Origin of the sequence: Solidesulfovibrio alcoholivorans DSM 5433 (genome assembly GCF_000702665.1) — a bacterium.
Classification (GTDB): domain Bacteria; phylum Desulfobacterota; class Desulfovibrionia; order Desulfovibrionales; family Desulfovibrionaceae; genus Solidesulfovibrio; species Solidesulfovibrio alcoholivorans.
The window spans coordinates 1-20,644 of the sequence record NZ_JNJA01000026.1; the positions used below are offsets into that span (position 1 = coordinate 1).

General features: G+C 60.1%; 18 protein-coding genes and 1 pseudogene. 6 read left to right on the forward strand and 13 right to left on the reverse strand.

Annotation, left to right across the window (positions count from 1 at the left end; translation table 11 throughout):
* On the forward strand, positions 1-302 hold a 302-nt coding region (locus Q368_RS23500; protein WP_043786635.1), incomplete at its 5' end, for a Tn3 family transposase.
* A gap of 254 nt (positions 303-556) precedes the next feature.
* On the opposite strand, the gene Q368_RS0121590 is transcribed toward Q368_RS23500, so the two are convergent.
* The 5 genes from Q368_RS0121590 to Q368_RS24160 form a co-directional block, all read right to left on the reverse strand.
* The gene (locus tag Q368_RS0121590; protein ID WP_162179669.1) at positions 557-2,050 is read right to left on the reverse strand and encodes a glycosyltransferase; all 1,494 of its coding nucleotides are present in this window, start codon (positions 2,048-2,050) and stop codon (positions 557-559) included.
* 1,159 nt (positions 2,051-3,209) lie between these two features.
* Entirely contained in the window at positions 3,210-4,316 is a 1,107-nt protein-coding gene (locus Q368_RS0121595; protein ID WP_029461110.1) for a glycoside hydrolase family 99-like domain-containing protein, read from the reverse strand.
* Positions 4,303-5,169, reverse strand: coding sequence for a hypothetical protein (locus tag Q368_RS0121600; protein WP_029461111.1), 867 nt, complete (start codon positions 5,167-5,169; stop codon positions 4,303-4,305). The genes Q368_RS0121595 and Q368_RS0121600 overlap by 14 nt, the downstream gene beginning before the upstream one ends.
* Positions 5,170-5,171: 2 nt before the next feature.
* Positions 5,172-6,242, reverse strand: a complete 1,071-nt coding sequence (locus tag Q368_RS0121605; RefSeq protein ID WP_029461112.1) for an O-fucosyltransferase family protein — start codon at positions 6,240-6,242, stop codon at positions 5,172-5,174.
* Entirely contained in the window at positions 6,239-6,868 is a 630-nt protein-coding gene (locus tag Q368_RS24160; protein WP_052360328.1) for a DUF268 domain-containing protein, read from the reverse strand. Before Q368_RS24160 ends, Q368_RS0121605 begins: the two co-directional genes overlap by 4 nt.
* A 25-nt stretch (positions 6,869-6,893) precedes the next feature.
* Here Q368_RS24160 and Q368_RS27165 point away from each other — a divergent pair, with 25 nt between their 5' ends.
* Complete coding sequence (locus Q368_RS27165) at positions 6,894-7,202, forward strand: DUF4372 domain-containing protein (protein WP_029461114.1); 309 nt, start codon at positions 6,894-6,896, stop codon at positions 7,200-7,202.
* A gap of 184 nt (positions 7,203-7,386) precedes the next feature.
* On the opposite strand, the gene Q368_RS26010 is transcribed toward Q368_RS27165, so the two are convergent.
* Positions 7,387-9,093: a tetratricopeptide repeat protein gene (locus Q368_RS26010; RefSeq protein WP_156955818.1), complete on the reverse strand. Its 1,707-nt coding sequence runs from the start codon at positions 9,091-9,093 to the stop codon at positions 7,387-7,389.
* Between the two features lie 222 nt (positions 9,094-9,315).
* Between Q368_RS26010 and Q368_RS27170 the strand changes: the two are divergent.
* Positions 9,316-9,405 (forward strand): annotated as a pseudogene (locus tag Q368_RS27170) (hypothetical protein); the annotation flags it as partial.
* Positions 9,406-9,539: 134 nt separating this feature from the next.
* Positions 9,540-10,271, forward strand: coding sequence for an IS4 family transposase (locus Q368_RS25060; RefSeq protein ID WP_245611436.1), 732 nt, complete (start codon positions 9,540-9,542; stop codon positions 10,269-10,271).
* A gap of 243 nt (positions 10,272-10,514) precedes the next feature.
* Here the strand turns inward: Q368_RS25060 and Q368_RS0121625 are convergent, their stop codons facing one another.
* From Q368_RS0121625 to Q368_RS0121650, 6 genes are all read right to left on the reverse strand, one after another.
* The gene (locus Q368_RS0121625; protein ID WP_052360329.1) at positions 10,515-11,156 is read right to left on the reverse strand and encodes a class I SAM-dependent methyltransferase; all 642 of its coding nucleotides are present in this window, start codon (positions 11,154-11,156) and stop codon (positions 10,515-10,517) included.
* A 105-nt stretch (positions 11,157-11,261) separates the two neighbouring features.
* Positions 11,262-12,371, reverse strand: coding sequence for a class I SAM-dependent methyltransferase (locus Q368_RS0121630; protein ID WP_029461116.1), 1,110 nt, complete (start codon positions 12,369-12,371; stop codon positions 11,262-11,264).
* Between the two features lie 23 nt (positions 12,372-12,394).
* Positions 12,395-13,336, reverse strand: a complete 942-nt coding sequence (locus Q368_RS0121635) for a glycosyltransferase family protein (RefSeq protein ID WP_029461117.1) — start codon at positions 13,334-13,336, stop codon at positions 12,395-12,397.
* Between the two features lie 46 nt (positions 13,337-13,382).
* Entirely contained in the window at positions 13,383-14,531 is a 1,149-nt protein-coding gene (locus Q368_RS0121640; protein ID WP_029461118.1) for a glycosyltransferase family protein, read from the reverse strand.
* Between the two features lie 46 nt (positions 14,532-14,577).
* Positions 14,578-15,825 carry a B12-binding domain-containing radical SAM protein gene (locus Q368_RS0121645; RefSeq protein WP_052360330.1) on the reverse strand — a complete coding sequence of 416 codons (1,248 nt, stop codon included), beginning with the start codon at positions 15,823-15,825 and terminating at the stop codon, positions 14,578-14,580.
* Positions 15,825-16,841: a glycosyltransferase family 2 protein gene (locus Q368_RS0121650; RefSeq protein WP_029461120.1), complete on the reverse strand. Its 1,017-nt coding sequence runs from the start codon at positions 16,839-16,841 to the stop codon at positions 15,825-15,827. The genes Q368_RS0121645 and Q368_RS0121650 overlap by 1 nt, the downstream gene beginning before the upstream one ends.
* A gap of 670 nt (positions 16,842-17,511) precedes the next feature.
* Between Q368_RS0121650 and Q368_RS25065 the strand changes: the two genes are divergently transcribed.
* On the forward strand, positions 17,512-18,006 hold the full coding sequence (locus Q368_RS25065; protein ID WP_084158939.1) for a methyltransferase domain-containing protein: 495 nt from the start codon (positions 17,512-17,514) through the stop codon (positions 18,004-18,006).
* Between the two features lie 339 nt (positions 18,007-18,345).
* Here Q368_RS25065 and Q368_RS24165 read toward each other — a convergent pair whose 3' ends face one another.
* On the reverse strand, positions 18,346-19,422 hold the full coding sequence (locus Q368_RS24165; RefSeq protein ID WP_029461121.1) for a class I SAM-dependent methyltransferase: 1,077 nt from the start codon (positions 19,420-19,422) through the stop codon (positions 18,346-18,348).
* A 376-nt stretch (positions 19,423-19,798) separates the two neighbouring features.
* Between Q368_RS24165 and Q368_RS0121660 the strand changes: the two genes are divergently transcribed.
* Positions 19,799-20,623, forward strand: coding sequence for a glycosyltransferase (locus Q368_RS0121660; RefSeq protein ID WP_043786641.1), 825 nt, complete (start codon positions 19,799-19,801; stop codon positions 20,621-20,623).
* The last annotated feature ends 21 nt before the right edge of the window (positions 20,624-20,644 follow it).

Below are 20,644 nucleotides of genomic sequence, written 5' to 3' on the forward strand. Positions count from 1 at the left end.
CCAGGGCGGTCTTCTTCAACCGTCTGGGCGAAATCCGTGACCGCAGTTTCGAGCAGCAGCGCTACCGGGCCAGCGGCCTCAACTTGGTGACGGCGGCCATCGTGCTGTGGAATACGGTCTATCTGGAGCGGGCCACCCACGCCTTGCGCGGTCACGGTCAGACCGTGGATGACGTGCTGTTGCAGTGCCTGTCGCCGCTAGGCTGGGAGCACATCAACCTGACCGGCGACTACCTCTGGCGCAGCAGCGCCAAGATCGGCGCCGGCAAATTCAGGCCGCTACGACCGTTGCAACCGGCTTAGCGTACGATTTTTTCCGTTTTCTGAGACGACCCCAGAGGGGCCCGTAGCCGGAAGGTCACATGGAGAGGACCCACATGACCAGGAAAAAAGATACTGACCAGGCCGAGCCAAAGCAAGTGAACGTACCCCTGCATCGGCCACGGGGTGTTCATGACCACTTCGGTGGTAAGGCACGGTCGAACGGGCACTGCGATCCCTATGTACCAACTATTTGTATTAACTCAAAATTGTCCAAACCGCTGTGAGCGGTTACCTTATTTTTTGTTTTCCTGAGATGACCCACAGTATGTCGCCCAGAACGCACTGCCGGAAAGCTCCGGGGCCTGCCTGCGCCAAGCATCCCGGGCGGCGGCCCATTCCCGGCGCCCCTGCCAAAAGGCCCGGAGCAGACGCCAGGCCAGGCGGCGTCCCCGGGCGGGCGCGATGTCGCGGGCATTGGCGAATCCGCCCTCACGGTGCAGAAAAAGCGCCGTGCGGCACAGGAAATTTTTGCGCCACTGGCCCACGCCGCCGAGCAGCACCTGCATGGGCGCGCCCCGCAGCAGCCGGCGGGGCAGCAAATGTCCCCCCAGGGTCAGGCGACGGACCACCGTGCGCAGCCAGCTTTCCCGAGGCGGCTGCTCGAAGCCCCAGGTTTCCTGGGGCAGGAAGGGAAGCACGTTGGCATCCAGATCCTTCGCCTCGTCCGTGATGCCCGCCATGAGGAAGAGGGGATCGACAGCGGTGAACAGGGCCGGCCCCTGCAGGAAATCCTCGAACGCGCGCACCAACATGAGCACCATGCCGTAATTGAACTTGCACAGGTCGCTCTCGAAATCCGCCGCAAGGGCGCGCACGATCCTCCAGTAGCTCGATCGGTTGTACAACGCATCGATGACCAGCAGGTTGCGCACGAAAAAGTAGCGTTTGATCGGACTGATCTTGCTGTAAAATGGCTGGTGCCACACCCCGACGCCGGGCAGCGGCGCCACCTCCACCCCCAAGCGCCGTGTCAGACGCAGGCCGAATTCGATGTCGTCGCCGATGACGAAGAACGGCAGCAGCAGCCCTCCCTGGGCGGCGTACCGGGCCGGAAAAGCGAAGTACCAGAAGGCCCCGTAGTCCGCTCGCTCCTCCAGCAGCAAGGCGTTGAGCGCCTCTTCGTGCTCCAGGTTCAACCCTCGTCCCAGGCCGTAAATCTTGAGGGGATTTTCCCCCGGGCTGTCGGCGGCCCGGCCGTAGAGCGCGCCTGCCTCGAAATGGAGGTGGGGCTTTTGCATGTCCAGCATGGCCCCGGCCACGGCCACGGGCTGTTCCACATGGCGGTAGAAGGCGATGGTGCGCAGCACCGCTTCGCTGTCGCAGGCGATGTCGTCGTCCATAAGCAGGATGTGACTGCCCAGGTCCCGTCGCAACACCTCGGCCATCCCTCGGCTGAAGCCGCCGGCGCCCCCGCAGTTACGGTTGGGGATGAGCGTCACGCGCGGATCGGTGAATTCCCCGGCTTCCAAAGTGCGGCCGTTGTCGACCACGACGACGGCGGACAGGCCCTCGGTTAAATCAGGGTCGGCGAGCAATCCGGTAACGATGGCGCGCAGGTACTCCTCACGGCGGAAAGTGCACAGCACCACCGCCAAACGCACGGGCAACGGCTTGTGCTCCGTGGCCACGTCGCCGCCGAAAAAGGTCCCCGCGGACAGGGCGCGCAACCGGAAGAAAAAGCGTTTAGGCGGCGCGTCCTGCGCGACCGGGGGGATCGTCGACGTCACGGGCCGATCGGGCCGACAGCCGGCAACCGTCTCCTGCCATACGATCCGGGGCGGCGTGTTGAAGGCCGCTTCCCAGACGGTGACCTCGAAATCCCCTTCCAACGACAGCCGGAAAGCCTGTTGGCGGGAGAGTCCGTAGCGGCGCTGGGGAAATTCGTAGTAGCTGTTGGTGTAACTGGATGAGGATAAGTGTTGTCCGGATTGAAACCGGTACACGGGATGCGGACCTGACGCATCAAAGAGCGCCGTAGACTCGTGGGCGAAGCACAAAGCCGCCACGGAAGATTTCCAAGGGAAACGTATGCGTTGGATAATATACATGTGTGTTCTATGAGATAAATATTTTCAAGTGAAGAACCAACGCTATCGGCAAGCGTCATGAATCCGCTGGCCGCAGCAATCACCCTGTGAAACAGAGGTCTGTCCGAACAAGGCGATGCGATACCTCCGCAGACAAATCACTTCTGTCTATAAAAGCCTGTTTCTTCTGTCCGCCCTTCGGGTTGGGCACATCATCATCACTGGCGACAACGCCTTGGAAGCCTCGCCGGCAAAGAGATGCGGCCTTCCGCCTCTTTCGTCCGAGTCTTGAAGGCATCCTTCCCAAGTGTTTCAACAAAACAGACAGAAACATACTGCTCTATTTTCTCCAATGATTTTGTATACGAACCGTTTTCAAGATGGCTAATCAAATAGTTCGTTGGATATTCTTGGGTGATAAACTCTTCAAGAGTACAAGCGATACCTCTTTTCGCAATACGAAATTTGCATAATGATACAGCGATGTTTTCTGGAGAGCGTACGCATGTTAAATATGCGAAATCATATTCTGGAAAAACATCGTGGATGCCCCAAACTTTTAGACCGACAAGAGCTTGTACGTTTCGTATGGTTTCGGAGGACATCATCCATGGGAGGTGATTTAGGTATTTCTGGTTGGAAAAATTTTTTCTAGGTATATCCCGATGGATGTTCCTGTGCATTTTTCAATATGGTCAAAGACAAGTCTGCATGTAGAGTCAGCCTCTTGATTGATGGTTGACTTCGTACACAACATGCTGTCGCTTCTCCTCTCGAAAAATTATATCGATCGTTCGGCAAAATTTTTCTGGTCCTTTGGCACCCCGCCATTGCTGTAGGACATGAGGGCGTGGACGGATTACGGAGAGGCGGACGTCGGGGTGAAAGGTCCGCTTGCCGCCGTAAGCGCCCGACGTGTGGCCTCGAGCCAGGCGCGGCCATGGCGGGCGTCGGGCTCCAGATGGTTCCCTTCTCCCCATTCGTTCCAGGCCATGAGGAAAAGCAGCCGTTCGCCCACGGGATTGCGCGCGAGCGTCTGGCGCGCCGCCTGGGCCAGCCACGCTTCGTAGCGTTCGGGCGTGGCGTCCAGGAAGATGGTCGCCCCGTTCACCCGGCGGGGGCTGTTGTCCCAGGTGGGAAAGACGCCGCGGAACCAGCGGTACGAGGGCCAGGGCTTGGCCAGCATGCCCGCGGCCATGCTGGCGTAATCCATCAGGTCGTCGCCAGGGGAGGCACATGCGAGCGGCGGCGCGACCGCCTGCCGGGCCAGGGGAAGCAGCCGCCAGTCCGGGGCGAATTCAATGGCCGCGTCGAAGCCGACGGCCGCGGGATCCTGGCCGGCCGTGAAGCTCTCCACAAAGGCGAGGTAGATTTCGCCGACGCCCTGGCGCAGGGCCTCCTGCCGCCAGATGTCCGCGGACCGTGCGGGATCGGGCAGGTGGTCGGCGCGGTAGACGACGAACAAGGGACGTCCCTGGACGCGGATGCAGCGGGGATCGGCCAGGGCGGGGAGCAGGTGGAGGATATGGGCCAGGTCGTCCGCGGGGCTGTAGGTCTGCGCCAGAAGGATGTCCTTTTCATGGCCGTCCCAGCGCCGGGTCCAGTTCTCGTTGGCCCACACGAGACAAAAGGGGAAATCGGGTTCGCCCGAGCGCAGGACATCGTCGAAGGGCCGCCATAACAGGCGCCGGCCGTTGAACCAGTAATGGTAGTAGGCAAAGCCGTAAATGCCGTGCTCCCGGGCCAGGTCGGCCTGTTCCTGGCGCGTTTCCGACACCCGCAGGTCGTAAAAGCCCAGTTCGCCGGGAAGATGCGGCTGGTAATGGTCCGGCCAGCGGGGCTTGGCCCGCACCACATTGGTCCATTCCGTGAAGCCGGCCCCCCAGAAGGCGTCATTTTCCGGGGTGCGGTGGAACTGCGGCAGGTACAGGGCGACGGCTTTGACGTCCACGTCAGAGGGCTGCATGCGTTTCTCCTGCGGCATGCCGCCCGGCCATGGCGTCCATGGCCGCCACGCGCTGGGCCAGCTTGCCCGAGACATCGCACAAGGGGATGCCCAACGCCCGCGCACGGGCGGAAAGCAGGTGCTCGCGCACGATGCAGGCGGCTTTTTCCCGAAGCCGGCGCCACGCCGCCGCATCCTCTCCGGGCCCGTTTTCCCGACTGTGCCAGCGGGCCTCGTATTCGCCGCCGCCGCCAAGCAGGAAGCTTTTGAGGTACTCCTGGTAGCGCGGGGAAAGCGGGCCGTCGGGATTGAAGAACTTTTCGCGGTCCGGGTGGAAGATCGCTCCGGCCGCGGCCTCGGGCTCCAAGGCTTCGCCGCAGTCCACGGCCAAGGGCAAAAGCCGCGACAATGTTGCCCAGCGCGCGAGCACGAAGCTCGAGCGCAGCCAAAAGCGCATGGCAAGGCCAAACAGGGCGATTTCGCGCGGGTAGAGGTCTACGTGGCCGACGAGGCCGCCTGCCGCGAGCCATTGCGGCACGGGTTCCTGCCCGAAGCGTTCCAGGTAGCCCACATCGTAGTTGCGGTGGAAGGTGTCGTTGACCAGAATCACGGCGTCGTCCGGCGCGAAATCCCGGTGCGCCAGCCAGGCGAGGCCTTTTTCCCAGCCGCTGAACTCGCGCTGCCGGTTGTCGCCGCCGATGAGGACAAAGCCTTCGCCCGTGCACGAGACTTGCTCCGGCGGCAAGGCGTTGTCCACGACCACCGCGTCGAGGGGCGCGCCGTGGAAAACCGGATCGAGCACCCGCTCCCGAAGACAGGCCATGGCCGTGGCATGGTGGTCGGGGCCATAGCGCAGAAAAACGATGCGGACCATGTCTACTCGCCTCGCTGTGGCGCGAAATCGGGGAAGCCGCGCCAGGCAATCCCGCCGAGCCAGGCCGCCGTGCGCCCGAAGCCGCCGGCCCCCACGAGCAATGCGTCGCAGGCCGCCAGCAGCAGGTGCTTGGCGATGACGCGTTCCATGTCGAGCGACCCGCGGTCGGCGCTGCGGTCGATATGGCTCACCGGCCAGTCCGTCGTCAGGATGCGTTGGCCGAAACGCTGGCGCGCCTCGGTCTTGAGCCGCTCGGAATCCGTTTCCAGAAACCAGCGCGCCGGCGGTTCTCCAGGCGCTTCCAGCGTCAACGCCTGGCGGAAAAACACCTCGGCCTCCCCCGGGGGAAGAAAGCAGGGGTCATCCCAGGCGCCGTCGCCGCCGGTGCGGATCTGGATGCCAAGGACCCGCCGGCCTTGTGTTGCCGCATCCCGGAACGCCGCCACGAACGGCGCGGCATGGGCGGCCACGGGGCTTGGCGTCCCGGCCGTCGCCGCCGCAAGGGGCTCGCCGAAGCAAAGGCGGAAGAACTCGCCGAAATGGCGGGAGAGGAAGCGCTCCGTGCGGAGACCGAGGGCGCGTGCTTTCTCCGCCAGGCGGGGGTTGGCCAGCAGCGCCTCGTAAAAAAACACATTGCTGGCCAGCGCCACGAGCGGTTGGCCGTGGAACCAGCGGGCCTCGATATCTTCCGTCCGCAGGGTCGGGAGCAGGTCGTCGAGGCGCTCGCTGTCGATGGCGTTGACAAAGGGGACAGGCCCAGCCTGCATGACCCGGTCCCAGGCCAGGGTCGCGTCCCAGGGGAGCAGGCGGTCCAGCCCGGCCGCGCCCTCCGGACGCCAGTCGATGCCGGCCGGGGGCAGCGCCCGGGGCAACGCGCCGGGAACGGGCCAATGCACGAGCAGGGCGCGATCGAGCAGCATGGCCAGAAGCAGCGCGTTGGCCAACCCCTTGAGGCGGTCCGCATAGCCGCCAACGCCGTCCTGGACGTGGAAGAGCAGATAGCGCGGCGGCAGATCGCCCTTTCGCATGGCGGCGTGCAGCGCCGCGTACGGGGCGAATGGAAGCGTGTTCACGACTGCGCTTCCCTGCGCAGGACGAAGACCGGCTGGTAGACGGAGGGGTGCACGACGTCCTGCCGGGCCGCATCGAAACCGAATGCCGCCACGAACGAAAACGGGGCCAGCAGGCGTGGCAAGCGGACACGGCCGTAAATACGGTGGGCGTTCCACATGACCGTGTCGCGGCCCACGGGTACGGACAAATACAAAAGCCCCCCGGGCGCGAGCAGCGTCGCGGCCCTGGCCATGGCCTTGAGATCGCCGTCCGGGTCCAGGGGATCGCCGTAACGGCCAAGGCCGTCATGCTCGAAGGAGGAAATGGACAACGCGGCCTGCCACGTCCGCGGTTGGCGCTCCAATTCGGGATAGCCCAGCCAATGGACCTGGGGATGGTCCACCAGACAGGGCTGGTAGTCCAACACCGCCACGCTTGCCGCCCCATGCGTCAGGGCCATGGCCTCATACCATGGCTGCACGGAACCGAAGACAAGCACTTCGTGTCCCGCAACAGGATAGGCTTGCAGGGCCTGCCGCAACCACGCGTCTGTTTCGCCGTAATACGCGTTTTCCCCCCTGGCGGCCTGATCCAGGCAGGACGTGAACGGTGCGGCGGTGAAGCGCCGGGATGCGCCTTCCGCCATTGCTGTCCGGCTAAGGGCCGTAAAAATGTTCAAAATCCCCTCAGAAAATGTTCGTGATCTTCTGCCCAACCCGCTGCGTTCCAAGGATATTTCGGACATCAGCCACCATAACACCCTTCTCTCTCAAGCGCTATCCCTGGTCCCCAGACATTTTTTGCAGAAGCTGGAAGCCCGGCACAAGACAGGCCGTTCCTCCCGCAAGTTTGGGTTCAAGGAGCAGCTTACCGTCATGGCCTGCATCCAGCTTACGGCGCGGCGCTTCATGCGTGCATTGTCCGCAGTCGGAAAGCCGATGACGTGCCTGAACAACCACCTCAAAATCAGGCCAGACTAACATAAGCTTGGATCAAAAACCGGGGGCAGGCCAGTCCGTACAGCAGATATTTCAGCTCATCACGCTTCACCTGCTTGGAACCCACTCCTTGGAAGAACTCCTGAATCCACGAATTCTAAAAATAGAGAATACCTGTTACCTTAGCCTGTTAGACTTGACAGCTTAGCCGGACAACAATGAAATTTTAGGAGGTTAGCAAAATTATCCTCTGCAAAATTGTGATTGCCTCCTCAAATCTTCCATTCTTTTTTAGTAACGTTGCAAGATGCTGATAGAATGTCACGTTCTGTTCGTTAATTGCTATCGCATTTTGAACACTCTTTATGGCTAGATCTGTTTTGCCCAGTTTGTCGTACACACGACTAAGGCCCATATGTGACTCTGCCTTTGTCTCATTAATCATAATAGACCGTTCGTATGATGACTTTGCCTCTTTGACTTCCTCATTTATCAATAACAAGTTGCCAAGCCTCTGGTAATACAGGTAATTGTCTCCATCAATGCGTATAGCATTTTGAATATATTGTATTGCAGAACGATTATCTCCAATATCGTTATATACGTCACTAAGCTGAGTGTGAAGTTCTGAGATGGACGGGTCTATTTGAATTGCTATTTCCAAAGCCATTCTTGCTTTTTGTATATCACCATTAAGGATGAGTAGCTTGGAGTACTGCATATAATAGTAAGGATTGGTGCATTCCTGAATTGCCTTTTCAATACAAGCAATGCCAAAATTAATATTTTTTGTTTCCGTTGAACAGATATAAAGAATCTCATGGAGGTCTATATTGTCAATGCCTTTATTTATCGCGACATGAAACATATTTAGGGATAATTTATATGCAGCAAAACCATTTTCGCTGGGACTGGTTTTCGTTTTGTATCTGATACGTTTGCTTGTGCCTTTATATATCAACAGGCCAACAATATCAGCTGGATAAAAAGCCTGGCGGGGGGGGGGCAGCTCAAGCCGGTCTTTATGGGATACAATGGCGCCTTCACGTTTAGTTGGATAAATATTTATCATCCCTTTGGTGCTACATCTAGGACGCAAAGATCTAAGAAAAAAACCTCGACCTGCATCTAAGGCGATGGTCTTTGTCACAGAGGCTTCTTCTGATTCAATAGTTATATATCCGTTATGTTTCGATGACATGAAAAAAATAGAGTCTATTTCACAAGGTTCTCCAATATTGATACTGATCCCATCTTTTGGGATATGTATACAATCGTAAGAAATGAATGATGTTCCCTTTTTAACAACGTTTTTTATCCCATCAATTTTGGACAGGTGAACTCCTTGGTACGGATGATGTATGCCATTTTTTTGCTGTTGAACACTTTTTTTCTTTTGCAATTTGTTTATGCAGTCTTTAACTGCAAAAGCAATATGCTTCGAAAAGGAAGGTATAAGGTGTGCTTCATCCGAAAACATTGTTTCTTTGTCATAATCTGGAATCAAATTTTTAAGCACTCTAAGCATGTCTATTGATGGAACACCAAAGTGATTGCAAATGTCTAGGTGCATATCCCTGATTGGAGAGTTGTTACCATCCAACTCGCTTTTCCAAAACAAAATTAAGGCCAAAGCCGTTACATTTGATTGACTTACTTGTTCTATAAGGTGATAGTAGTAGGATTCAATTTCTTCAAACGTGAGAATATTGCGGTCATAGAGGTCTTTATCGTTTATAGTGAAGTCTAAAATTAAATAGTCCATTCGGCTTAATAAGTGAAAGTGGCTCAACGCATACAAACCATAGGCGGAGCAGTTAGAGCCCGCAGAATAATTGAAGACTTGATGTGTGGGCGCTAATATTGCCCGCAAGACTGGAGCCCAACCCTTTGGGGAAAGGGAGTTTGACGTTCCTAGAATTCCGACTTTCAATCTATGTCTACCTCTATCATAGATCGTAGTGCATCATATTGATTCATTGCTGTCCGGCTAAGGGGCCGTAAAAATGTTCAAAATCTCCCTGGGAAATGCGAATGATCTTTTGTTCAAGCCACTGCATTCCAAGGAGCTTTCGAACATGCGTCACCATAACCCCTTCTCTCCCAAGCGCTATCCCCGGTCCCCAGACATGTTTTTCAGAAGCAGGAAGCCCGGCACAAGACAGGCCGTTCCTCCCGCAAGTTTGGGTTCAAGGAGCAGTGCACCGTCATGGCCTTCATCCAGCTTGCGGCGCGACGCTCCATGCGTGACGGTCTGCGCGCCTTGTCCGCTGTCAAAAACAGGCTGTATCACTTGGGCCTGAAGCCAGTTTCCCGTTCCACCTTCGCCGACGCCAACAACTCTCGCCCCGTGGGTTTCTGCAAAGACCTTTTGCCGAAATGTACGGCCTGTGCGCGCAAAAAGCGCCAAAGCACAGGTTCCGCTTCAAGTGCAAGCTCTACAGCATGGACGCGACCGTCATCAGCCTCTGTCTGTCTCTTTTCCCGTGGGCGACGTTTCGAAAAAGCAAGAACGGGGTCAAGATGAACACCGTGCTCGACCACGACGGTCACATCCCGGTCTTTGCGGACATAAGCAAAGCCAAAAACCACGAAAGTCGCATGGCTCAAAGCCTCTTCCTGCCCAAAGGCTCCATCGTGACCTTCGACAGAGGCTATATCAACTACGCCTGGTTCCGACTTTTGGGCGAAAAAAGCATCTTTTTCGTCACGCGTCTCAAGCACAACGCCGTCTACAAACTGATCGAACGGCGTCCTGTAAACCGCAAGACCGGAGTCACCTCCGACCACATCCTCGAAGTGACCAGCCGGGGCAATCCCTTACGCCTGCGTCGTGTTGGCTATCGTGACGCAGAAACGGGCAACCGTTACGAGTTCCTGACCAACCACTTCCGCCTGTCCGCCCGAACCATCGCCGACATCTACAAGGAGCGCTGGCGCATCGAAATATTCTTCCGTGAAATCAAGCAGAACCTGCGCATCAAGTGCTTTGTCGGCAACACGGAAAACGCCGTCCTCATCCAGATTTACACAGTCCTGACCGTATCCCTGCTGCTGGCCTACCAGAAGTTCATGAGCAATATCGGCATGTCCGTGCAGCAGATATTTTAGCGCATCATTCTCAACCTGTTCGGAACCCGTTCTTTGGAATAACTCCTGAATCCACGAAGACCAAAAACAGAAAATCCTTGTTACCTTAGCCTGTTAGACTTGGCAGCTTAGCCGGACAACAATGGCCTCCCGCGATGACTTCGTTGCAATACCAGTCGCCGCCGCCGGCCTGGCCCTGCATGGCAGAGGCGTCAAGCAGCTCGGGCGGGGTCGTTCTTGGGGGAGGCGTTGTTCGCATGTCGGTTACAGAGGCTCCACGAGGCTGAGTTGGCCGGGGGGGATGGCGGCCGGGGCGTGGATGCGCATGATGTCGTTTCGCAGGGTGAACGACCATTCGGGCCGGCGCGCGGCCACCATGGCCCGGATGTCGTCCACGCGGGGATAGTCGCCCGTGCCGAAGTCGCGGGCGTCGTCCACGAGGATGACATGGCCCGGCACGGGATGGGCCAGCACGGCCTCGAGTTCCTGCTGGACGGGGGTATCCCGGTCGCCCCGGGCGGTGCCTTCACCGGAATAATGCCCGTCCAGCCAAAAAAGGGCCGGGCGGGTGAGGGTGGCCAATATTTCCGGCAACACCACGGTGGAATCGCCCTGCCAGAGGCGGACGTGGGCGTAAGGTTGGAATTTTTTGCAGGCCGCCTGATGCAGCTGCGGGTCGAGCTCGATGGACTGGAGCCGTTCGAAGTGGTCTTTCAGGAAAAAAAGGGTGTGCCCCAGGAAAGTGCCCGTTTCGACCAGCTCCGGGGTGCCCAGGGACTTGGCGTAGAGGACGATCGTCAAGGCTTTGATGATGGGCGGCGGCGGCACGGGGGTTCCGATCTTGTGCCACGCCATGATCCATTCCCACATGTCCAGGCCGATTTCAGGGAGTTCAAGGGGTTTCATCAGGAGCCTCCTGGACGCTTGAGGATATGTTTCTATGCAATTTACAAGCCATGGCAGGCTGTTCGGCCGGAGGATGGCCGGAACGGAACCCCGCCGGGGAGGTATTCATCCTCCTGGCGTGTCGGGCGGGGAAAGGGCCTGTCCTCCGAAGTCATACGAGAAACCGCGGAACAAACCAGAGAAAAACGAGACAAGCATGCCGCTGTGGTGCAGGGCGAGCAGTTCGTGGCCTGGCATCTTCGCGAAAAGGGCCTGGAGGAACTCTCGCTGGAAAGCGTCGCGCGCCAGCCGACACATCCCCTGCCTGTCGCCAGAAATATCCGCGTAGAGCAGACGCGAGACGGTGAATTCCGTCACCGCCCGCAACTGGTGGCCAGGAATGCCCCTCTCCTGAGTGAGGCAGCGGTAGATCTCCGTCCAATAGGCGCTGACCACAAGATAGTTCATGGCCGGATCGCGGGCTTGGCCACTGTCGATGAACATCTCGCCGGGTAGGTCGAGGAGGGTCTTGATCAGCCAGCCACGCAAGCCCCGGCCGATGAAGCGCACGTCCTTCAGGCGGTGCGGCAGGGACAGGGCGGTATACTCGTATTCCTCGAACACATGGTCGGCCGGCGTTTTCCATAGGCCAAAATCCGTGGGTACGGCCAGATGGTCCCGGGCCACCCGCACGTAGACGTCCACCGTCGGCAGGCCGGCGGCGGGATCGAATCGCCCCAGGGCGAGCTGGCCGATGTAGACGGCCGGCCGCGTCATGGTGCCTTGGAGCTCCAGGACGTCCACCAAGAGCCGGATTCCCCAGAAGGGCAGAACCCCGGCGTCGTGAAAGGCCACCACCGCGCCCGGCCGCAGTAGGGGGGCCAGGGCCATGAAGTCCTCGCGGACCCAGTGGAAGCTGTGGTCGCCGTCGATCAAGAGCAGGTCGATGCCCTCTTGGAACTGTGCGGCGAACTGGCGCGAGGTCCCTTGAAAAAGCGTGACGCCGTGATCGGACAAACGTTGGACCGCGCCAGGCTGTGGGAAGGGGTCCACGGCGTGGACACGGCAGGTGGGGGGGGCTGCCCGGCGCATGAGAAGCGCGGACATGCCGTTGTAGGTGCCAACCTCCACGATGATGCCACCGGCGGGTACGGCGGCCGCCGCCGCGTGCAGGGCCAGACGCTCCTCCGGGAGTACCAGCGCCGTGGAATTCAGAATGTCGAAGAGTGCGGTCATGGAGGTCCTTGGCTGTGCCATTCTTAGGGGCATGCGGCCTGCTCTCCCGACAGCACGGGGAGCAGGTCCCGGGTCATCACCTGGAAGCCCAGACGCGTTTCCATAAGCTCCCGGCCGCGCCCGGCCAGCCGTTCGCGCGCCCCGGCGTCGGCCAGCAGCGCGGCCACGGTGCGCTCCATGGCCGCGCCGTCGTCGCAAAAGGCCACGGCATCGCCGTAGCGCTCCCGGGCGAAGGGCAGACTGTCGGACACAAGGGCCGCTCCGCAGGACAGCGCCTCGGCCAGGCGGCTGGTGGGGACGTCGTTGGCCCGGTGCCAGGGGGAATGCACGGAAACCACCACCCCGGCCGAGGCGTACAGGGCCGGGACGAGGGCGGGATGCAGCGGGCCCCGCACATGGGAAGCCAGTTCGGGAAAGGCGTCCCAGTCCGAGCCCCAGATGGCCAGGCCATGGGCGCGCAGGGGGAAGAGGTATTCCGACACGTCCTGGCGCGTGCGGATGCCGCCGTTGCCGCAAAAAGCCACGGGACAGGCCAACTCGGGGCGCGCCGCCACGGGCCGGAAGGCCCTCGTATCGCAAGACATGGGCAACAGCGCGATCCTCTCCGGCGGCGCGCCCCAGTCCGCCAATTTTCGGGCCAGGACCGGCGAGGCGGCGAAAAAGCCGTGATAGTAGTCCAGGACCGCGGAGAAATCCGGGCACTGGGCCCAATTTTCGTCGACACGGGCCTGGACCCACCATATCCGGCGTGGCGCGCCCGTGCGGCGGACCACCGGCACAGGGTACAGGTCGACCAGCACGTCGAGGTTATCGTGGACGAGCACCGGGTCGTAGACCTCGACCGAGGCAAATGGGCCGGCGTCGCCCAGGGCCCGGGCCAGCCCCATGGCCATCACCTCGTCGCCCCAAACGGCCCCGTCGTGGGTGGCGATGACGGGAATCTGGAAACCCAACCGCGCGCCCATGGCTAGCGCCGCGTCCCTGGACGAGGTTGCGAACGGTGGCGGTGCGTCATGGCGCGGACTCCAAGCCGAGGACTTCGGCGGGCAGAGGGAGCGTTTGCCCCGGGCGGTAGCGCAGGCGTTCCCAGACCGCCTCCGGGTTGCCGTCCAGGATGCCCTGAAAAAGGGTCAGGGTGCGCCAGCCCACGCTTTCCAGGGAGAAGTGGCGCAGATAGTAGTCATGGGCCCCGCGTTGGACGGCCGCGTAAAAATCCGGGTCGGCCAGGGCGCGGTTGAGGCTGTCCACGGAGCGCAACCCCGTGACCCCGTCCTCGATGACGCCGCCAAGCCCGCTCTCGGCCGCCAGAAACGGCGTGCGAAGGGCCATGCATTCCACGCAGAAAGAGGCAGGGGACTCGATGGTCATCGTATGGAAGCCGAAGGCGCTCCTGGCGATTTCCGCGTGCAGCTGCTGGCGGGGCATGCTCTCCACGAAGTCGATGGGGTAGCGGTCGCGGTATTTCTCATAGATCTCCACGGCCCGGATGTTGCCGGGCGAGACCATGAGCAGCCGCTCCATGGGCGTTTCCTCGAAAAGCCGGGGGATCAGCGCCTCGAACTGGTCGGGCCCCTTGTAGGGATAGCCCAGGCTGCCGCAGAAGATGCCCCGGTCGAGCCGCTTCTCGCGGGGAAGCAACGGGGGCGCGGCCGTGCCCACGGGAATCTCCATTTTGAGGAACCAGGTGCCGGGCCGGGTCATCTCCGCTTCGCGCAGCTTGTCGAGGAGCACGGCGGACAGGGTGAAGGGCACTTCGCCGAAGATGCGGGCCAGATCCATGATCTTCTGGGTCGGGATCTCCAGGTAGAGCACCATGGGCACGGGCGGGCTGAACTGCTGGGCCAGCTGGTGGGAGAAGGGAAAATTGGCCTCGTGCCAGACCCAGAGCACGTCCGGCCGAAAATCGACGAAGACCTCGCGGGCCTTGGCAAAGGACCGCTCCGGCGGTCCCCACATGTCCGGGATGTCCTCGAACACCCGCTCCACGCGGAGCCGGCCCATGGTTTCCGAAGGGGGGGCCTCTTGCAGGCCCTTGGTGGGATCGGAGCGGCGCGGCCCGATCACCAGGACGTCATGCCCCTGGGTGGACCACCAGTGGTAGAGGTCGAGCTGGTTGTCGCGTTCGCGGATGCAGGCCGTAACCACGGAACAGATGCGCATGTTGCTGACCGCCCTTTGCCTCGTGGTGCGTTTGAAAAAGGAAACGTCAGGATTTCGCGCCCCGGGACAGCCGGGAGCAGGAATCGCACTCCAGGGCCTTGGCGCCGTCGTAGCGTGCCCAATCCTTCGGGGGCGGACCGCTTACTTCCGCGTACAACTTGTAGAAATCCGTGCCCGGAAAAGGCGTGCACATGCTTTCCTGCCAGCTGTCCGGGGCCAGGGCCTCGTGGAAGCGCCGCGTTTCCGCGATCGTTTCCGGGGTTTCTCCGGGAAGGCCCCAGGTGTAGGTGACATGGACGAAGATGCCCAGGGACTTGAGCAGGGCCACGGTTTCGCGCACCTTGCCCAGGTCCAGGCCCTTGCCGCAGCGGTCCACCAGGGCCTGGCTGCCGCTTTCCAGGCCGAGCTTCACGGCGTAGCAGCCGCTTTCACGCATGGCCCGCCAAGTCTCGGCGTCGCTGGTGTCGGCCCGGCACATGGCCGACCAGGGCAGTCCCAGGCGGCCCAGGCCGTGGCACAGCTCCAGGATGCGCGGCTTGCCGATGTTGAAGGTGTCGTCGTCGAAATAAAGGCTGGTGAAACGTGGGAAGCGCCGCAGGCAGTCCTTGATTTCCTCCAGCACCCTCCTGGCCGAACGCGGCCGGAACCTGCGCCCGCCGAACATGACTTGCGGCCACAGGCAAAAGATGCAGCCAAAGGGGCAGCCCCGACTGGCCATGACTTGCAGGCAGTGGCCCTCGGGCGTGTTGGGAAAGCGGTCGTTGTAGCGATAGATCGTGGAATCGCGCAGGGGATCGGGCAGTGCGTCCAGGTTCTCCACCAGTTCCATGGGGTAGATGCCTGGGTTCCCTTCCCGCAACAGACGCGCCACGCCAAGCTCGTACTCGCCCTGGAGTACGGCGAAGACGGAGGGATGGGCCGCGAGGATCTCCCGGGCAAAGACCGTGGCGTGGGGGCCGCACAGGACCACTTTGCCGTGGCCGGCGGCCTTTTTGGCGTATTCCAGGTCCGAACCGATGCTCGGCGTGCTCGTTTCCAGGATGATGTAATCGAAACGCCCCTCGCGAAGGCGCGCCAGCCAGGACGCATCGCTTTCCCGGGTGGCGATGGAATCCGCCAGCCAGACGTCGTGTCCCTGGGACCTGAGAAAAGCGGCCGCGCCGGCCATGAGGAAGGGAAAGGGCAGATAGGTCATGTCCGCCGGGCCGGTGAACGGCCAACGCGAGCCGGCCCGCACTCCCCAGCGCGTTCCCTCTTGCGCGAACCAGGGAGGGTTGGAAAACAGTATGCGCATCAGGGGCCTTCCACACCGACTTCGGTCCGGGGTTGGGGCTCGGGCCAGGCGAGCAGCCGGGCCTGCGCCAGTTGCGTCTCGCCGGAGAGCCGTTCGAGCCTCGCCAGCAGATGGTGGAAGCCCCGGCGAAAGCCGGGATACCGCCATAACAGCCATCGGGTGCGGCGAATCACCGTCACCAAGTCCTCTACGGCGAAAATTTCCCGGGCGCAACGTGACGCAGGCCCAGTCCAGGCGTCCAGCGCCCGGCAAAGGATCGCCAAGCCGCCGACGATCACGGAATGGTGCTTTCGCGCCACCTCGGTGTCGCCCCCGACGTATTCCCCGTACTTGTAGATCATGTTGAGGGCGGCCCAGGCAAAGGGCTCCTGGCGGCCGCTCATGCTGGTGCCGGCGTCGCGCCAGGAGAATTCGCAGGTTTCCCGATCCAAAAAGACGAAGGGATATTCCCGGGACAAGCGGATCCAGAAGTCCCAGTCCTCGGTGCGGGGAACGTCGGGATCGAAGGGTGCGACCTTGTCCAGGCAGTTGGCCCGGTGCATGACGGTAAGGATCGGGATGTAGTTTTCCAGGAGCAGCCGCCGGGCGTCAAAGGGCTCGGCGTAGGCCGTTTCCCGGCGCGCCACGCGCCAGCGGTTGCCCCGGCGCTCCTCCACGGCCCGGCGGGCCGCCGTGTAGACGACGTCCGCGCCTTTTTCCAGGCCGGCGACGCAGACGGCGACGTGTTCCGGATCCAGGCGATCGTCATCGTCCAGGTAGCCGATATACGCCCCGTGGGCCAGTTCCAGGCCGAGATTGCGGGCGCGACAGCGCTCGCCGGGCCGCGACAGATGCAAAACGCGTACACGCGGATCGCCGAAGCGGTCCAGGACCGGCGTCACATCCTGTCCGCCGTCGTTTATCACGAGCACTTCCAGCCGGGGGTAGGTCTGGGCCAGGATGCTGGCCACGGCCTGGCGCAGCCGCGCCCGCCGGTTGCGGGTAGGCACGATGAGGGAGACGAGGGGGGCGGCCATCGCGTGGGCGCTTCAGCGCGCGCCCGGGCGGCTGCGGTTGTCCCGGCGCACATGCGCACCGAAAATCGCGACGCTTCCCCGTGGGCTGTTCGGGGCGGGGCGACGCCTTGCCGCACGGCTCAGGCATGGCGCAAAAAGGTGACGCATATGTTCCTACGACAGGCCGGCCGCGGAGACGCCCACGCCTCCCGGATGGCCCTGCGCTTCGTGACCCCCGGCCGTATCGCGGCCGATCCGCCGTCGGCAGGGGTCGGGATTTTGTCCGGACGCCGGTCGCCTCCGCCACGGCGTACCGGGGCATTCGTCTGACTTCTTTACTAAAAATAATCCAGCCCAAGAATTAACTCAAGCCTGATCCCTGGCGATCACTGTGGACAAAGTGTTAAATATTAAGTACTCTCAGTAATTTAGGGAACAGATAAGGAGAAAGCCGGTGATTAAATTTGTTGCGACGTGCCCAATAACAGATGCGCAAAAGGAATTTTCTAGTAATGATGATTATTTTTCGTGCAGAGACGAACTAAAGTGTAATGATTGCTCTATTTCTCCACACGTGTGTCTCGTCAGAGAACGTGCGCTAGCAAAAGTCATATTCTCCTTGTATACAAAAGAAGATATAGTTCGTAGGCTTTTTATACATGAGTCTTCGCCTTGCTGGAGAGGGATAAGTATGTGGTTGAAAAATAATTCTTCCAACTACACTGGGTCTGGATATTTTCCAAATAGTAAGTTCGGAGTGGTTGTCAATGGACTGAAGAATGAAGATTTAGAGAATCAAACGTTCGAAGATGCTGTTTTTGATCTTGTAATTCATCTGGACGTTATGGAACATTTGTTCCATCCATTCAAAGCATTAAATGAAATATGGAGAACATTAAAGGTCAACGGGCATTGTATTTTTGCGGCTCCCACGTACCCAGAAAAGCAAAATAGTGAGCAAGTCGCTTTTGTCGAGGATGGTGAATTGCGCGTTATAGGCGACCCTGAATATCACGGAAATCCACAAAACTCTGAAGGATCTCTTGTTACTTGGCGCTATGGGTACGATCTTCCACAACTGATTACTAGGAATACAAAATTTAAAAATGTTGAGGTTCGTCGATGGCAATCAATGGATGATGCAATAATGGGAATAATGACAGAAATATACATCCTGAGAAAATAAAAAATGGCCACCCCTCGGTCAACCGCCCGGCGAACCTGAAGTGACCATGGCGTGGATACATTATTTCCATTTGATGACCACCCTAATGATGCTGCGACGGACCGATTTACACAAGATATATATCATGCGATTCAGAATGTCTTACACCGCGGAAAGTCTTCTCCCGATTTCATTACGATTGCGAAATATTTGAAAACAACCAAAAATAACGACAATGGAGTTGGCGGATATGTTTATCCGATATATTAACAATAGCTATAAACACAGTTCACTACAAGCAAGCTCTTGTGCCGGACGCGGAGGTGGACCGAACTCCGGTCATGCGGGCGGGGAAAGGACCTACCCGCCAAAGTCGTAGGAGAAGCCGCGGAACAAACCGGAGATGAACGAGACGAGCATGCCGCTTTGGTGCAGGGCGAACAGTTCGTGCCCGGGCATCGTCGAGAAAAGGGCCAGGAGGAATTCCCGCTGGAATGCGTCGCGGGCCAGCCGGCGTAGCCCCTGCCTGTCGCCCGAAATATCCGCATAGAGCAGACGCGAAAGGGTGTATTCTGTCACCGCCCGCAGCCTGTGGGCGGGGATGCCCCCGTCCTGCGTGAGACTGCGGTGGATCTCCGCCCAATAGGCGCTGACCACAAGGTAGTTCATGGCCGGGTCCCGGGCCTGGCTGCTATCGATGAACATCGCCGCGGGCAAGTCGAGGAGAGTCTTGATCAGCCAGCCGCGCAAACCCCGGCCGATGAAGCGCACGCCGTCCAGGGGGCGCGGCACGGACATGGCGCTGTACACGTATTCCTCGAACACCCGGTCGGGCGGCGTCTTCCACAAACCGAAATCCGTGGGCACGGCGAGATGGTCCCGGGCCACACGCACGAAGGCGTCCACCGGCGGCAGCCCCGCGGCGGGATCGAATCGCCCCAGGGCGAGCTGGCCGATGTAGACGGCCGGCCTCGCAAGGGCGCCCTGCAGTTCCAGGGCGTCCACCAGGAGCCGGATGCCCCAGAAAGGCGTTATCCCGGCGTCGTGGAAGGCCACCACCGCGCCCGGCCGCAGCAGCGGGGCCAGCGCCGTGAAATCCTCGCGGGCCCAGTGGAAGCTGTGGTCGCCGTCGATGAGGAGCAGGTCGACGCCCTCTTGAAACCGTGCGGCGAACTGGCGCGAGGTGCCTTGAAAAAAGGTGACCCCGTGGTCGCCCAGGCGCTGGACCGCGCCGGGCTGGGGAAAGGGGTCCACGGCGTGGATGCGGCAGGTGGGGGGCGCGGCCTGGCGCATGAGAAGCGCGGACATGCCGTTGTAGGTGCCGATCTCCACGATGACGCCGTCGGCGGGCACGGCCGCCGCCGCCGCGTGCAGGGCCAGTCGCTCCTCCGGGAGCACCAGCGCCGTGGAATCAAAAATGTCGAAGAGTGCGGTCATGACGTTCCTCGGGTGTTTCCGTTCGGGGGCATGCGGCCTGCTCTCCCGACGGCATGCGGAGCCGGTCCCGGCCTGCGCCCGGAAGCCCGTACCCGTTCCCTGCGCTTTCGGCCGGCCATCGGCATACTCCAGCAAAAAAAACGGCTGCAGACAAGTCGCGTTCCCCGTGCGCCTTGGAAATACCCCTGCGGCGGAAACGCTTCGCGCCTATGGGCGGAGGGAAAAAGAACTTTGAAATTGACACAAGTGCGGGGTTTGCCACACTTTGTTCCAGAAATTACAGTCTGCGGGGCAGGTTCCTGTCCGGAAGGGCCGGCGCGGCGCGCCGCCATCCGATTCGTGCCGGCCCCTGTTTTTCCCCTCTGAGGAAACGCATATGGAAAAAGTCAGCGTCGTCGTCGCCACGTATAATCAGGCCCGGTATCTCCCCACCTGCCTCGATTCCATCTGGTTTCAGGATTATCCGGATGTGGAGATCGTGGTGGTCAACGACGCCTCGACCGACGCCACGCGGGAGGTCCTGCGCCAATACGCGGCGGCCGTGGACGACGAACGGACGTCCTACGCCGCCAACTACGACGCCGCCGCAAACGTCGTGGAGCGCCAGTGGCATCCCCGCTATCCCCGGCAGGGACGCAGCCTAGTGCTTCTGGAGCATGATCGCAACCAGGGGCTCAGCCTCGCTCTCAACACGGGGTTTCGGGCGGCCACGGGAACCTTCTGCACCTTCATCGCCTCGGACGACATGTTGTTTCCGACCATGGTGTCCGATCTGCAAGGCGCGCTTCAGGAAAACAACGCGGACTTCGCGTATGCGGACATGCACATTATTGACGATACTAATCGTATTTTGCGCCGTTTCTCCCTTCCGGAATACACCTTTGAAAATGCCTTCTGCCATTGGTATCTGTGCGGTATCTGTAAATTATACCGGAAAGAGCTGCATGAAAAGTATGGATACTATGATCCAGACTACGTCTCGCAAGATCATGAGTTGTTTCTCCGCTTTGCCGTGGCCGGCGCAACGTTTGTCCATGTCCCAAAAGTGCTCGCCAATGTGCGCATCCATGAGAAGGATCGCAAAGTGGACAATCACGATCCGGAACAGGAATCACGCCAAAAGACGGACTCCATAAAGCTTGTCCAGCTTGCCAGGAAGTTTGCAACCGGCATGCAACAGCAGGCAGAGAGAATTTTGTAAACACGCGCCGCCCCGCCCCAT

Coding starts and splice junctions, on each gene's coding strand:
- Q368_RS0121595 (WP_029461110.1), bottom strand. CDS start 4,316: ATGCAGCCCTCTGACGTGGACGTCAAAGCCGTCGCCCTGTACCTGCCG.
- Q368_RS0121600 (WP_029461111.1), bottom strand. CDS start 5,169: ATGGTCCGCATCGTTTTTCTGCGCTATGGCCCCGACCACCATGCCACG.
- Q368_RS24160 (WP_052360328.1), bottom strand. CDS start 6,868: ATGGCGGAAGGCGCATCCCGGCGCTTCACCGCCGCACCGTTCACGTCC.
- Q368_RS27165 (WP_029461114.1), top strand. CDS start 6,894: ATGTTCAAAATCCCCTCAGAAAATGTTCGTGATCTTCTGCCCAACCCG.
- Q368_RS25060 (WP_245611436.1), top strand. CDS start 9,540: ATGTACGGCCTGTGCGCGCAAAAAGCGCCAAAGCACAGGTTCCGCTTC.
- Q368_RS0121625 (WP_052360329.1), bottom strand. CDS start 11,156: ATGAAACCCCTTGAACTCCCTGAAATCGGCCTGGACATGTGGGAATGG.
- Q368_RS0121630 (WP_029461116.1), bottom strand. CDS start 12,371: ATGACCGCACTCTTCGACATTCTGAATTCCACGGCGCTGGTACTCCCG.
- Q368_RS0121635 (WP_029461117.1), bottom strand. CDS start 13,336: ATGGGCGCGCGGTTGGGTTTCCAGATTCCCGTCATCGCCACCCACGAC.
- Q368_RS0121640 (WP_029461118.1), bottom strand. CDS start 14,531: ATGCGCATCTGTTCCGTGGTTACGGCCTGCATCCGCGAACGCGACAAC.
- Q368_RS0121645 (WP_052360330.1), bottom strand. CDS start 15,825: ATGCGCATACTGTTTTCCAACCCTCCCTGGTTCGCGCAAGAGGGAACG.
- Q368_RS0121650 (WP_029461120.1), bottom strand. CDS start 16,841: ATGGCCGCCCCCCTCGTCTCCCTCATCGTGCCTACCCGCAACCGGCGG.
- Q368_RS25065 (WP_084158939.1), top strand. CDS start 17,512: ATGTGGTTGAAAAATAATTCTTCCAACTACACTGGGTCTGGATATTTT.
- Q368_RS24165 (WP_029461121.1), bottom strand. CDS start 19,422: ATGACCGCACTCTTCGACATTTTTGATTCCACGGCGCTGGTGCTCCCG.
- Q368_RS0121660 (WP_043786641.1), top strand. CDS start 19,799: ATGGAAAAAGTCAGCGTCGTCGTCGCCACGTATAATCAGGCCCGGTAT.